11 protein-coding genes are annotated in these 14,636 nt (G+C 48.7%); 7 read left to right on the top strand and 4 right to left on the bottom strand.

All coding sequences use genetic code 11. From position 1 onward, the window contains the following. Nucleotides 1–8: 8 nt before the first annotated feature. The 3 genes from F1593_RS02270 to F1593_RS02260 all read right to left on the bottom strand — a co-directional run bounded on the left by F1593_RS02270 (nt 9) and on the right by F1593_RS02260 (nt 3,393). Nucleotides 9–707: a sugar transferase gene (locus tag F1593_RS02270; protein WP_235932463.1), complete on the bottom strand. Its 699-nt coding sequence runs from the start codon at nt 705–707 to the stop codon at nt 9–11. A gap of 144 nt (nt 708–851) precedes the next feature. After that, the gene (locus F1593_RS02265) at nt 852–2,054 is read right to left on the bottom strand and encodes a glycosyltransferase family 4 protein (protein WP_149399929.1); all 1,203 of its coding nucleotides are present in this window, start codon (nt 2,052–2,054) and stop codon (nt 852–854) included. 76 nt (nt 2,055–2,130) lie between these two features. Next, nucleotides 2,131–3,393 carry a glycosyltransferase gene (locus tag F1593_RS02260; RefSeq protein WP_149399927.1) on the bottom strand — a complete coding sequence of 421 codons (1,263 nt, stop codon included), beginning with the start codon at nt 3,391–3,393 and terminating at the stop codon, nt 2,131–2,133. Nucleotides 3,394–3,814: 421 nt separating this feature from the next. Here F1593_RS02260 and F1593_RS02255 point away from each other — a divergent pair, with 421 nt between their 5' ends. From F1593_RS02255 to F1593_RS02240, 4 genes are all read left to right on the top strand, one after another. After that, nucleotides 3,815–6,745 (top strand): O-antigen ligase family protein, encoded by a 2,931-nt coding sequence (locus tag F1593_RS02255; protein ID WP_149399925.1) that lies wholly within the window; start codon nt 3,815–3,817, stop codon nt 6,743–6,745. Further along, entirely contained in the window at nt 6,736–7,887 is a 1,152-nt protein-coding gene (locus F1593_RS02250; RefSeq protein ID WP_149399923.1) for a glycosyltransferase family 4 protein, read from the top strand. The genes F1593_RS02255 and F1593_RS02250 overlap by 10 nt, the downstream gene beginning before the upstream one ends. Continuing rightward, nucleotides 7,884–8,987: a glycosyl hydrolase gene (locus F1593_RS02245; RefSeq protein ID WP_149399921.1), complete on the top strand. Its 1,104-nt coding sequence runs from the start codon at nt 7,884–7,886 to the stop codon at nt 8,985–8,987. Before F1593_RS02250 ends, F1593_RS02245 begins: the two co-directional genes overlap by 4 nt. Nucleotides 8,988–9,208: 221 nt before the next feature. Then, complete coding sequence (locus tag F1593_RS02240) at nt 9,209–9,805, top strand: GNAT family N-acetyltransferase (protein WP_149399919.1); 597 nt, start codon at nt 9,209–9,211, stop codon at nt 9,803–9,805. 45 nt (nt 9,806–9,850) lie between these two features. On the opposite strand, the gene F1593_RS02235 is transcribed toward F1593_RS02240, so the two are convergent. Next, nucleotides 9,851–11,734, bottom strand: coding sequence for a flippase (locus F1593_RS02235; RefSeq protein WP_149399917.1), 1,884 nt, complete (start codon nt 11,732–11,734; stop codon nt 9,851–9,853). A 704-nt stretch (nt 11,735–12,438) separates the two neighbouring features. On the opposite strand from F1593_RS02235, the gene F1593_RS02230 reads away from it, so the two are divergent. The 3 genes from F1593_RS02230 (at nt 12,439) to F1593_RS02220 (ending at nt 14,458) form a co-directional block, all read left to right on the top strand. Next, nucleotides 12,439–12,636, top strand: a complete 198-nt coding sequence (locus F1593_RS02230; RefSeq protein ID WP_149399915.1) for a YwbE family protein — start codon at nt 12,439–12,441, stop codon at nt 12,634–12,636. 1 nt (nt 12,637) lies between these two features. Continuing rightward, the gene (locus tag F1593_RS02225) at nt 12,638–12,901 is read left to right on the top strand and encodes a hypothetical protein (protein WP_149399913.1); all 264 of its coding nucleotides are present in this window, start codon (nt 12,638–12,640) and stop codon (nt 12,899–12,901) included. 189 nt (nt 12,902–13,090) lie between these two features. Further along, nucleotides 13,091–14,458 carry a GNAT family N-acetyltransferase gene (locus F1593_RS02220; RefSeq protein ID WP_149399911.1) on the top strand — a complete coding sequence of 456 codons (1,368 nt, stop codon included), beginning with the start codon at nt 13,091–13,093 and terminating at the stop codon, nt 14,456–14,458. The last annotated feature ends 178 nt before the right edge of the window (nt 14,459–14,636 follow it).

Here is a 14,636-nt window from a genome sequence, read left to right as displayed (position 1 = left end):
GCCACATCTCATGCTCCAGTATGTACTATAAACACTTTTACTGTCTTGCATAAAATGTATAGATCCAGTAATAGTGTTCTTGTATCAATATAATGCATATCAAATACAATACGGGCATCATATGAAGTGTACCAACGACAGCAAATCTGCCATAAGCCAGTCATGCCAGGCTTCACAGATAAACGCTTATTGGCATAGTGACCATAGCGAACCAGTTCGTCAGGATGGATCATACGAGGTCCAACCAGAGACATTTGCCCCAGCAATACATTGACTAGCTGGGGCAGTTCATCCAGGCTAGTCTTACGCAGAAAGTGACCGATCTGTGTGACGCGGGGATCATGCATCAGCTTCATATTTTTTTGATAAAGTTGCAGCAAATCAGGATGGCGCTGTAAATACTCGTCGGCGTCCAGGATCATGGTGCGGAACTTTAGCGCAAAAAAGTGTTTCCCATTGAGGCCAACAATCTCACGCAAGTGTAGAACCGGGCCACCATCATCAAGTTTTATCGAAAGCGCGATCAGTATCAGTAGAGGAAAAAAGAGACACAAAGCAAGCGCGGCCCCGAGCACATCGATACAACGCTTGGTCAGGAAAAAAAAGCGCGAAGGATGCCGGATAATATCAGGACAGACATCATCCAGGAGGGGAGAAGTATGCTCAAACTCAATCTGAGACGCTCTGTATTTCTCCGTCTGGTTCATCGTTTTCTCCTACAAAATGTATTGGAGTCGAAGCCATCCGACCATCTTCACAACAGCATTCGTGCATATCGCTACAAGCACATATCTAAGCGCATACATACTTCTGGACGGGTGCACACGAACCAAAGCGTCCAAACGTAGCTATCAACCAGAGAAATGGTGTGCAAGCACGCGCGGCGAGCGCACACGATACAACATACGCTCCAAAGCAGAGCGCGTAGTCATGCCCCAGAGATCCCAGTTGAGACGTTGTTCAAAGGCATCGCGACTCGTCTGGATTAGTTGCTGATAGCGGACCGGATTCTGATAGACACGTGCAATCAGAAGCGCATAATCCTGTCCACTGGCATCATAAGGTAATGTAAAGCCATTTTCGCCATTGCGCACAACTTCAGGAACACCACCCGTATGGGTCGTCACTACTGGCAAGCCAAAGGCACTGGCCTCACAGGCCGCAATCCCAAAACATTCGTTACGCGTCGGCAATAACAAAAAATCCGAACGCAGATAGAGTGCCTCCAAGCGCTGGCATTGCTCCTGATCATTCTTATCCAGAAAAGGAATCACCAGCATACGTGGATGGCGTACATTGCGCGGTGGCATACACCCACAGACAGTCAGGGTTGCATCGATCCCCATGCGTCCAAGCTCACACAGTGCATCAAAGGCGATCTGTCCACCTTTGCGCTCCCAATTCACACCCACAAATAACAGAGAACAATACGCAGATCTTTTACGGGTTAAGACCTTTTCTCTGTCAGGAATGCGCTCAATATTGGCCCCAAATGGGACGACCTGAATTTTCTGTGGATTAACATGGTAATAGTTGACCGCGGACTGCGCCGCCCATGAAGTTGAATACAACACCAGATCAGCCCGCGCCAGCCCACGAGCCTGAATTTCATTGACCTGCTGCGCGGAAGAGGTCAGTAAAGAGGAAAAATGTTGATGGTAGCCATGCAATAATGGAAAATTGGCATCCTCCACCAGCACCACAGGCAAGGCAGTCTGTAAATAGGCAATTTCAGTTGCTCCACTTAAAGCGATCACTACATCAAATGACTTATCTGTCAGACGTTTCTGCGCTATCCGGGCATACCGTTTCGCCACCGCTCGCGAATGCCGAAACAAAAAGCGCTTTCCCGTTACCAGTTGTGCACTGGTATGAAGTGCCCGTCCCAACAACATTTCGCTCCCCCCACTCATGGGACCAAGGTAAGAGACATCTCCACAATATTTTTGTAGCGTTTGCGCGATAAAGTAAAAAGTACCGGACCAGGAACGGCGATCTTGTGCGTCTAATGCAGTCAATAAAGCAATATTGGGACGCTTCATTTGATAATCCACAAAAATACTCCTTAAGTGTGGACGAAGTGAACATTGGTCAGGCAGAGTATGAAGCTAGCATAAACAAGACACAAATTCAGGATGAATGCATGTTTTTATAGCTGCTATGCTCTGGCGCTGGTGCGGTAGTCTTACGATCATCACAAGAGATAGCTCGTTGATAGGTCTGCAACAGTTGCCGGGTCAGGGTGGGCCAATGGTGATAGCGTTCAACGTATTGGCGAGCGCGGTGGCTGACACTATCGCGCAACGTCTTTTGTCCCATCAAGAACAGAGCGGCATCAGCGAAGGCATGAGATGAATCGGCTACAAACACATCCTGTCCAGGCTGCACATTCATCGAGTGGGCCGAGTGCGTTGAAATCACCGCCGGTGTCCCCAGGGCCATTGTTTCCAGGACTTTATTTTGAATGCCCACACTATAGAGCATCGGGCTTAGCATGACATGGGCGCGACACACATAAGGGCGAATATCCTCAACATAGCCAGTAACCTCAACACGCCGATCTATCTGTAAAGATTGAATCGAATGGGGAGGGCTGCTCCCAACAATAGTCAGGGTTGCATCAGGCTGCTCAATCCAGATTAATGGCATTACTTTACGATAGAGGTAGAGCGCCGCCGCCACATTGGCGTGATAACTCATCTTGCCCGAAAAGACAATATTATAAGGACGATACTGCTGATTGGTAGGCACAAAATACTCAAGATCCACACCACCAGGGATCACATCAATATGCGGGGCTTCAGAATAGGGCACAGCTGGTTGGGAGAGAGCTAACAGGGCAGCACGGTCAGCGTCCGAAGTTGTGATTATATGCGCCTGCTTTTCTTGCAATTTACGTTCATACATCTCTGTACGTTTATACTCAAGCAACGCAATCATACGCACAAGCATACCGGGCCCATATTGAACGGTTTGACGCCAGAGATCGCTGATACAATCTACCGCATCCCAGACCAGTGGATATTCCTCGGATAAAAGATCCATCGAGGCAATACCGCGCAGATGTTCAACATGGATCACGTCAAATTCCCGCTTCAGGCATAGAAGGCGAGCCTGCTGCAAGAAGCGCTTTGAGCGAGCATAGGCAACCTGCAATGGCAATTCGCTTAAAAGTGCCAGCCCACTACGCCAGAGCGCAAGATTCTGCGACTCAGGCACCGCTACCACCTCGAAGCCTTGCTGACGTAACAGTTGAATATCATGCCATTCTGTCCGTGATGAAACCTGAGTCAGAATGGTAATCTCATGTTCGCAGCGGAGATTCTGTACAAAACCATATCCACGTACACGTATCCGTGATGGAGGGTACGGAGAGACAAAAAGGATTTTCATATGGGTCACGCATCCCTTCCAACAACATCGTCCTACCGCTTATAGCATGCATGCTATTATAAGGATACACTCTTATCAGAAATGTTGTCACACAGTTGCGGTACAGTTAATTATCGATAGTTATGGTTAAACTTTTCGATACGCTCATATTATCTCCTTATTGACATGATATTGCTAAGCAGCTATTACTTAAGAACTATGACAACACAGGAGTGGCTGATATAGCTGCTGTTACTTTCCATCTATCCATACGTTTTATTTTATGTTCTATCGGCTTCCTTCATTTCGTACAATAGAAAAGAGCAGTGAGGAAGGACTAAAAAATGCATGGAAATACGCAACTGGAAAAATATATGAAAGAATAAAATAGAATCAGAGCACAGCAAATGGATAATATTCCGGGTGGAAAGGTGGCAGGGAAATGTATCGAGGAACCAGTATCGGACACTATGCAACATTACTCTACAGGTACTTCTGGCTGATTGGCCTGGTGGTCTTACTCTGTACGGGAACAACCTATGTCATCAATTATTTTATGGTGCCGGTCTATGAAGCAACTGCCTTATTAGAAGTTCATGATGCCAGCACAAATGGTAGCAATATCTTCAGCGATCAGGCGCTGGCACAGAGCGAAGCCCTCTTAATCAATCGACCCGATGTGTTGCAGGCGGTAACGCAAAAAATACCAGCCATCACGGTACAACAACTCCAGAAACAAGTCAGCGACTCCCCATTAAATAATACCCCTATCATTCAGGTATGTGCCCTTGCCGAGAGTCCCACGCAGGCGACCCGCCTCGCTAACACTGTTGTGACCACCTTCATTCAATTGCAAAATACGCATATTACCCAACAGCTCAAAATAGAAGCGCGTAAAATAGCCAGAAGCGTACAGGATGCCAAACAGCAGGAGGACAACGCTCAAGAGCAGCTTATCAATTTACAAACGCTGCATGCCTCAGCAGCGCGTATCGCCCAACAGAATGATACGATTACAGCGCATCAAATCAATTATAATGCGCTCCAAACAAGCTATAATCAAATTCAACAGCAACTATTGCAGAGCGGGAATATCCTGACGATTGTGCAAATGGCAACCCCACCAACCACTCCTGTCAGTCCCAGGATAGTGCTGAATACGCTGGCTGCCGCAGCCTTGAGCCTGCTGATGATGGTCGTATTTGTGCTTGTGTGGGATTGGATGAATACAACGATTAAAACAGTGGATGATGTGGAAGCTCTGGCCCAGCTCTCCGCTCTGGGTAGCATACCATGTGTAAAAGAGGGCGAGAAAAAAACACATGACCAGCTCCCATTAGTGAATATTGAACCTGTCGAGCAGGCATTCTCCACCATCAGCACCAACCTGGCGATGAGATATAGCGAGGCCCACGCGTTACTGGTCACAAGCCTCAGTCCACGCGCAGGTACCTCTACCACCGCGATCAATCTAGCCCTTGCGCTGGCCCGAACGGGTTCGCGGGTGCTCCTGATTGATGGGAACTTGAAACGCGGCACGCTCCATAGTATCTTCAAACATCCTAACAACTATGGCCTGACCAACGTATTGACCGAGAGCGAACTTTTTCAGGAAGGACCAAATGCTAACGTTGCGCATTGGCTCAATCAACAGAAAACATCCATTGCTAATCTCTGGTTCTTGCCCACGGGACCATTGCCAAAACAAAAAGCCAGCATCCTGCGCACGCCAGGATTACCCATCTTCCTGAAATGCCTGGTACAACCTCCGTCAATGACGTTCGATAGCGATCCCGTCCAGTTGATCGATATCATTATTATTGATGCCGCACCCCTGGAAGACGGCCCTGACTGTGGGGCACTGGCCTCCTGCACAGATAGCGCAATTATCGTCATTGAAGCGGGCAAAGAACAGGCTAAACCATTACAAAAAGCCAGTAAAATACTCCAACGGCTCTATTCACCAGTGCAAGGCGTTGTGATTAACCGTCAGAAACCACATCATCAATCCTATCTCTACATCAACCAGCACAATGATCCCGGCGTGGAAAAAGGCGCTAGCTATCCAAACAAGGAAAAGTTGAGGATACAGGGTCCCTGGCTGGTCCTGCTCGGTGCCTTTCTGTGTGCAGGGCTACCCGCACTCCAATTGCCCATACCCGGCCATACAGTACGGCCAGTCGAATTGGTGCTCTACCTGAGCCTGAGCTATATTCTGCTCTTTCGGCCCACGTGTAAGCTTAAAATATCCCATGTATACGCCTTGTTATTCTTCGCTATCGCTCTCATTTCATTTCTGCATGTGCCAGAATTTAGTACCCGAAATATTATTTTCGGAGCCAATAAACGTGTCTACGATCTCGCCCTGTTACTGTTAGCGCTCTTCTGCGGTACATTTTTAGCCCCATATATACGCAGTATCTCAACCTTTTTTGTGCTGGTACTGCTAAGTAACCTGCCTGTGTATGGAATTTGTCTGCTGCAGGCCATGGGATACTCCCTCCCAATCTTTCTTGTGACCAATACAAATCCAGCTTTAACTGGTGACAAAGGTCGCCTGGTTGGTCCCTTTGATGGAGCAGCCACATTGGGAATTTATATGACCGGACTCTTCGCTGTCGCGCTATCCTGCTGGTTACTGAGCAAGCGGCGACGGGATCGCCGCATCGGAGCAATCATGACGCTGGGAACGTTACTGGTCATCGTAGGATCGGGAACGCGAAGCGCACTGGCAGCCACAGGAGCAATGCTCTGTCTGGCCTTCATCTTTACCAGACGTTACAAGCTTTTCGCTGGCGTCGCCATCCTTAGCATAGGAGGCTTCATCATCTTTCGAGATGGTATCTTTTCACTGTTCACACACGCCGCCACCTCCACCACCAATCGCCTCTTTTTATGGCATGAGGCTATCAAACTCATCATTGCACATCCAATCCTGGGGATCGGTATGGAGCAATTTCATTATTACTATCAACGCCTGATTATCAGTCAGGCTACCCAGCTGAACGAGCATGGCATCAGCATCCACAATCAGTATCTTGAATGGGCGATGGAGAGCGGTATACTCTGGCTGATCCTCGGCGTAGGCTTCTTCTTGAGCTTATTTTTTACCTGCATGCACGCTTATCGCCACATGTATAATGCTGCATCTTTACGGCAGGCCGAAGCGTGTCTTCCGCTATTAGCCACCATGCTGGCTGTGTGCGCCACAATGAGCATCAGTTGTCTCGATGTGCCGTTCGATACAGTGGAAATCGGCTCCTTTCTGTGCTTGCTCGCTGGAATAGCGTTAAGCAATACTCAACGACCCGCGCAACCAGAGATACAGATCTCCCAGAACATGTATGCCCGACAGGAGGATTTATGCGTATAGCAATTGATGTTGTAGCTGCAGAGTATGAGCCTGGCGGTATGCTACTGGCGGCGCGTACCCTCTTGCAAGGACTGGCCCGCATTGATCAGTCTAATGAATATATTGTGTTAACAGTCCGTCCTGAAGATTATCAGGATCTACTCGCGTTCCCACAGATGCATGTGCAGGCGGTAAGATTGCCATCTCGACGCGGTATCCTTATCCAGCATCAACTTTTTATGCCTGCTATTCTCAAAAAAGTGAAACCGGATATGTTGCACACCCCGGCCTTTGCGACCCCGCTCAGCTGGCGTGGTCCATTGGTTAATACCATCCATGACCTCGCATTTTTGAAAGTACCAGAGCAGTCATCCTGGTATCCACGTTACTATCATATGTACGTACAACGGGCAGCAGCGCGGCGTGCGCAGCGTGTAATCGCCATCTCAGAACAGACCTGTGAGGAACTCACAACCTATTGGTCGATTCCCACTGCCCGCATTCGCCTGATCCATCATGCCCTGCGTCCATCCTTAACCGAAAACCCGATTATGAAAACAGACATCCAGGCCATGCAAGCCCGCTACGGACAACGCTATCTCTTACATGTGGGAAGAATTATGCCGCGCAAAAATGTCGAACGCTTGCTTGAAGCGTTTCATCTACTGGCAGGACGTTTGCCGGATCTTCATCTTGTATTAACTGGTGGCGTGGGCTATGGGAGTGAAAGAGCGCTCCAACTCATCGAAACCTCGCTGTATTATAAGCGCATCCATCTGGCAGGTTGGGTCGCGGATGAAAAGATGGGAGCCCTCTACGCCGGGGCCAGCGCCCTGATCTTCCCCTCCAAACATGAAGGACAGGGGATGCCATCGTTAGAAGCCATGGCCTGTGGCACTCCAGTCGTCGCCAGCTATGAGGCAGCCAGCAGTGAAATCGCTGGCGATGCCGTTCTACACGCCGACTGTACTAATACGCAGTCATTAGCCGATGCTATTCTGTTGATACTAAGTGATCACACATTACGCCAGCGCTTGATCCATCTGGGATGTCAACGGGCACAATTATTCCACTACGAAACCTGTGCCAGAGCGACCGTACAGGTCTATGAAGAAGCCTGGGCCGAAGCACACAGCTCTTTATCTCAAGGAGCCACGGCATGAAAGAAAAATCCAAGCAAGCCATGCGCAGATGGAAAATCATCGCTCTATGCTTCCTGATCGGCCTATTACTACTGCTCGCAATACTCACACTGGAAAAATGGCTCTTCTCTGGACCATCAGAACAACAAATAATGCAATGGGATCATCCATATGGCATCACGGTTTATCAGACTTTTCGTCCTCAAACAATAACAAATCTGAAACAACTCAATATACATTGGATACGTTATCAATTGAATTGGAGCACTATCGAGCCTCAACCACATATCTATCATTGGGAGATCCTGGATGCCGCCGTCAAACTGGCGAATGACAATCATATTCATATGACTTTCCCCTTGCAGGCGGCGCCATCCTGGGCATTGCGCCAGATGTGTGCCGGACGTTTGCTCTTTCCAGGGCCCGCTGAAATGGCAAACTTTGGACAGAGCGTGGCACAACGCTATAATGGAAAGAGTGGGCATGGCTACATTGAGAGCTATGAGGTCGGCAATGAGGAATTCGATAGCCTCTGGACCGGCAACTGGAGTGAATCTATCGCCTGCCGCATACCAGATTACTATGGACCAATCCTACAGGCCACCTATCCAACAATTAAGGCTGCCTCCCCGCAGGCGCAGGTTGGGATGAATAGTATCTGGTGGGTCAATGGTCCTCATATAAAAGACTATATGCAGTGGTTATATCAACATCATGAGGGAAAATACTTTGACTTCGCCAATTTCCACTATTATAGCTGTACCAGAGATCCAGCAGTCGGGCAGGCAGATAGTCCATCTTTTCATCAAGAGTGGCAAACCATACATGCTGTCATGCAAGCGTATGAAGATCAAGCCAAACCTATCTGGGTGACCGAAGTGGGCTGGAATACGAGCGCGATACAGCAAGATCCACATTGTACTATCACGCCACAAACGCAGGCTCAGTACATCATAAAAACAGCAACTGACGCAATGCGCTCGCATGTCATCCAGCATATCTTCTGGTATACCGTAGATCGTGGCAACGATGGAATGAGCCTGACGCAGCCACAGGGTCAACTTCCCGCATTTTACGCCCTACAAAACTTTATCAAACAACATCCAAGCTGGCAACCATAATACACACCATCCAGGAGAAATGATGAATAAACACAGAGGTATATTTGTATCCCAACCAGATCGCAAGGGTTCGGACCTTCGTTCCCCGGTGAGTTGGTGGGATAAGATAGAGTATTTGAGAAATAAATACAAAGAATGATATAATTCAATCATAGCCATAGTTTAAACTGCTCAACGACTAGAATAAGTTAGGGATAAAAATAGAGAGAAGGGGATACTATATGCCAACCCATGCAAAAAAGCCGCTGACATTGATTCCTCTGTTTGAAGAGTTAATTGGAGAGCGTGTTGTGGTACGTCCCTATCGCGAGAGCGATGCCCAGGCAACATTTGAGGCTCATGTGGAATCACGCGATGCACTACGTCCCTGGGAACCTTTCGCAGACTGGCATCAGACGGTGGATGAGAAACGCGATCTGATCCTGCAATGGATGGCTCAATGGTTGCTCCGTGAGAATCTCACCGTGGGTATCTGGGATCGTGCTACAGGGAGATTCCTTGGCAGTAGTGGTCTGCGTCCTCACAAATGGGAAATCGGCTATTTTGAGATTGGTTACTGGATACGTACATCCGAGACGGGAAAAGGCTATGTCACGGAAGCGGTCAAACTACTCATCGATTATGCCTTTGAGCAACTACAAGCGAATCGTATCGAGATACGCTGCGATCCGCTGAACGAACGCAGCGCAGCGGTGGCACGTCGACTGGGTTTTGTACAGGAGGGAAGACTGCGCAATAACAAACTAAACACCTCGGGTCAGTTACGCGACACATTGGTATTCTCCCTGACACCCGCAGATCGACAAAGCCAATCCTGATACGTTTCAGAATAAACAGAACACGACTCAGGATGTACCACATACTCAGGCTTTTCTGTACAGAAACTTTTGCCGGAAAGCATCCAACACAATGGCATCGTCGGGGCTACTTTTGAATAGGAACAGGCAACCGACATAGCTGAACATAAATACCGGGATCAAGAGAAGATGGATCAACAGGTTGCAGTGGACGCACACAAAAAGCAAGCTGCCAGTAAAGAGAACGCTGAATAGTCCTGCTCCCAGAGGCTTGAGTATGTGCCAGTTATAGGGCTGGAAATGCAGTAACTTGCGCACCTGGATATAGCGTATAATGTTGATGATCAATAGTGTCATAGTTGTTCCAATAGCGGTACCCATCGCCCCATAGTGAGGGATAAGTAATATGCCCAGCACGATGTTTAGCAAGACGGAAAGTAGTGAGTTAATAAACGAGATTTTCTGATGTCCGGTCATTAATAGTACATAGCCAACGCTGCCGGTGCCTGCATTGATCATGCTGCCAACAGCTGAAATGACCAGGAGAGGCCAGGCAGCAAGGAAGCTGCGACCTGACAATAACAGAAGTGGTTGCGCGAATAAGGAGGCGATGCAGAAAATGGGCAAGCTTAATAGAATCGTCCACTTGTTAACGATTTGATACATCATAGCGAGACGCCGCATCTCTCCCTGGCTATGAAGTTCGGCGATAGTTGGAGCAAACATTGTGTTAAGTGAGAATAAAGGCATCGCAATAAAATCACTGATCTTCACCGCAGCATTATAATGACCGATCTGAATATCCGTAACAACGAACACAACCAACAACAGAGTATCAATCGATTCAAGAAGCACCTCGGTAACAGAGGTCAGGAAGTTGAAAACAGCAAAACTCATCCATTCCTGGATTTCGTAGCTGCGCCTCCGACGTTGGGAGATTGTGACTGACCGATACAGGAGATAACCACAGGTACCTGCGCCTGCCAGAGTGCTTAGCATAACGGCGCATGCAACCGCGAATAGGCCAGGCCGCAACCAGAAAAAGAGCACAATCAAAGCTAATAAGATGACAGGAGCGATGATACGTTCCGCCAGCGCGCGCCACTTAAAGAGCTTGAGTCCCTGTAATGATCCCAACCAGACGCTTTGCAAGCAGAGCAGAGGCACCAGCGGAGCCATCAATTGCAGCAAAGGAGCCAGTCGCGGCTCGTGTTTGAGGATGGCGACGAGCGTTGAAAAACGAAAGATGCAGAGCCCACCAAGCAGCCCCATGAGACCAGCGATACAGGTACAGAACATCAGTAAGCCAGCCAGTGAGTGGATCTGCCGTTTCCGCTGGTAGATCGCAGTATAGCGAATCACGGTATCGCTCAAGCCAAGATTACAGAGCGAGGCCGTCAATTGTACCATCGAAAAACAGATCGAGTACAGGCCATAAAGAGCTGCTCCAAAGCCAACCTGAAGTAGATAGTTACTCCCAAACTTAAGGATACTGCCGACAATATTGCCGAGACCCACAATGGCCGCGCCGCCAGCCGCTCCCGAAAGCTCAGAGCGCATGACAGGCACCGCATCACCCTGCTGACCGGCAATACCTTTCAGCACCATCATTGGCAACGTATCAAGTGTAGAAATATCAGCAGCATCCTGCTGGCTGGTCAGCAAAGATTGTGGCAAAGGAAAGCTCTTCTTCATATCCCCCATCCTCGCCAGCCGCTGCGTATTCCACCCACAAGAATTCTCTCCCACCTGGCACATATCCAGCCAATGATGCGTATGCAGCAACATATAGGAGCCGCTGAGATCACCTACTCCAACAAATGAATGGAAAGAGGGAGCATGGGGAACGCCGATGCATCCGTAGGAACCACCCTTCACGGGTGGAGGGGCATTGCCATTGCGCCCCAAAGCCCCACCAGTGCAGGCGGGAAGTCGTGGCCCTCCACCCATAAAGGGTGGTTCCTACGGATGGCTCCCCTCGCCTTCATTCCTCTTCATGAAGCGGTATGGTAGTGCACCCCAAAAAAACGCTTGCAAACACGCCAGGATCCGTACCCAGACTCCGTCAGCAGGCAGGGAGTTCTTGCTTCACCTCCATTTGTTGGAGTAGGTGCCGCTGAGATGCACTTTTACAGACAAGACGCTACTACCTGTTCAGTATAACATAGCTGATATGAAACATAGCCTGCAAGCTTAAATGATACAGGATCTTTATAAGTTTCTATTTCTAACCCTCGAAGCCCCATATCCATTTGATCGATACATCTATGATAAAAGATGTGGAAGATGTAGACACGGCATGAAGCGTAGTACAGGCCCGTGCTCCATGCATCGTACAGGCATCCCACCCGTAGGTGGTAAATGCCCTGCAAAGTGAGCAGGTTTGGCCCTCAAATGTGAGCAACTGCCCGAATGTTGAGCAATAGGATCATGAACGACTGGAAAACAGCTCTAGAAACGAATCGCCACATACCATTTTTGTAAATTCAGTGCTCATTATGCGCCACAAATATGGACACATGAAGGGAAAGTGTGTTACTCTGGATGGCGATGTCCCATCCAATGTGTGATGGCGAACATCAGGAAACACGTGAAACCCGCTCTGGGAAAAGAGACATCCATTCACCAGGGATGACAGTAGAAAGCGCAACTGAATGCCAGATGGACACATCCGTCAAAATATACGTTCGGGAATTATCGTGTCAATCGTCCTCAAGCAAGACCAACGAACAGGAAAACTAACCCGAGGAATCGTCAAGGACATTTTAACGAACTCTTCTTTTCACCCACATGGGATCAAGGTACGGCTGGTCGATGGACAGGTTGGGCGCGTACAGAAAATCGAGGAGTAGTATGTCACACCTCGAACGCATTTCCAGAAGCGGCAAATTTGGCATTGAAGATTCGAACGCAAGCCCGGTCTGGAAGAATTGTCCGAACATGGAGGCTCATTTTCTTGCGGTTTTGGCCGGGAATTCCGATCATCTGTTCGTGTCCGCTTTGATGATAACAAACGCTCCACAAAGCATGATGCCACCAGTGATCGACTTCCCGGCCCAGAGGGGCAGTATGTCCATTTTCGGGAATGCTTATCACAATACGCAGCACAAACATTGACCACACGCTTTTAGCGCACATTCTCGACCGTGGGCCTTACTGAGAATGTCTGCCTGCGGCTTTTTGTTGCCTGCTCAAGCACCAACCAACAAGCTGTATTCACCCTCATCATATGACTATGTTTACTGTGCCTGCTTGCGCCTTGATGGATGGATAATCCCATCTAATTGATAGAAACGAGGTTCTACTATGTCTATCACAACCACAACTAATAAAGCAGCCGCTGAGTATCGACAGGAACTGGAAGATGGTTTGATTATCCGCTGGTCCACAGCGGCTGATACTGAAAATATTGCCCGCATAACCGGGATAGTCTTTCGCGAGAAAGCAGAAGATCCGCCTAATAAAAATATTCAAAAGAGGGTACGCATGCTTATGCATGGTCTAACACCAGTAATGGGGCCAGATGACTATGCGATTGTAGAAGATCCACGCCAAACAGATAATCCTGTTGTGGCCGGTATCAGTTTACAGCGTCTGGATTGGCATTATGACAACATTCCCATTCAGGTGGGTCGACCAGAAATCGTCTTTACACATCCTGACTATCGCAATCGTGGCCTGATTCGCCAGCTCTTCGATATGGTGCATGCACGTAGTGCCGCTGAAGGGCGTCTGCTGGAAGGTATTACCGGCATCCCTTATTTTTATCGTCAGTTTGGCTATGAATATGCCATAGAGTTGGAAGGCAATCGGGAGGTAGCCTTAACGTCTATCCCTAAGCTCAAAGAGAGTGAACATGAAGACTACACGATACGTACAGCGATGATTGAGGATCTACCACGTATTCAGGAACTGTATCATCAACTGATCCAGCGCTATCTGGTTGCGACACATATTCCAGAGGCAGATTTGCGCTGGTTCATTGAAGATTGGCAAAAGTATCCAGCATATCCAAGGCGTTTTGTATTTCAGGTTATCGTCGATGCTACACAGATCATACGCGGCTTTATGTTACTCCCCACGTTGCGCCGTTCACCACAGATGAATGTCTGGACAATGGCAACTGATCAAGAGAGTAACACACAGGCGATGATGACTGCTATCCTACGCTCCTTGCAAGTATATGGACAACAACTACCGACCGAAAAACCAGATATGGAACCTGTTAGTGCCATCCGCTTCAACCTGGGAGAGGATCATCCAGTGTACGACGCGCTGGGAAGCCTGGCACGCCAGATAGAACCATCCTATGGTTGGTATATCCGCGTCCCTGACCTGCCCCGCTTACTACAGCATATCGCACCAGCCCTGGAACGGCGTTTAGTCGGTTCAGTAGTTGCGAACTATAGCGGTGAATTGAAGCTCGATTTCTATCGCAGCGGTCTACACCTGGTCTTTGAACAGGGCAAGCTTGTCACCGCTGAAAACTGGCGCTCTACCGTCCTCGACTACGCAGCAGATGGAGGATTTCCCCCACTGGTTTTCCTGAAGGCCCTCTTCGGCTATCGCAGTCTGGCCGAGTTACGCCATATGTATCCCGATGTCTGGGTCAACAACGAGGTGCTGTTCAACACCCTCTTCCCAACCAAACCATCTTATGTGCTCTCATTATAGAAAGAGGGAATAAGACAGGGCAGGCACAACACGCTGTGATGTACCTGCTCTATCTCTCTTGAGAGTGTCAGCCTCCCGTGGTCTCCACAGTCTCTGTGCATGAGTTTTCGCACCTGCGGTGCTCAAACATCTTTTTATTGTGTAGTGCAGCAAAGGTGCTGTGCACCTTTGCTGCACT

The organism is Dictyobacter arantiisoli, assembly GCF_008326305.1.
Lineage (GTDB): Bacteria > Chloroflexota > Ktedonobacteria > Ktedonobacterales > Ktedonobacteraceae > Dictyobacter > Dictyobacter arantiisoli.
This window is presented reverse-complemented; position numbering and strand designations above follow the sequence as displayed.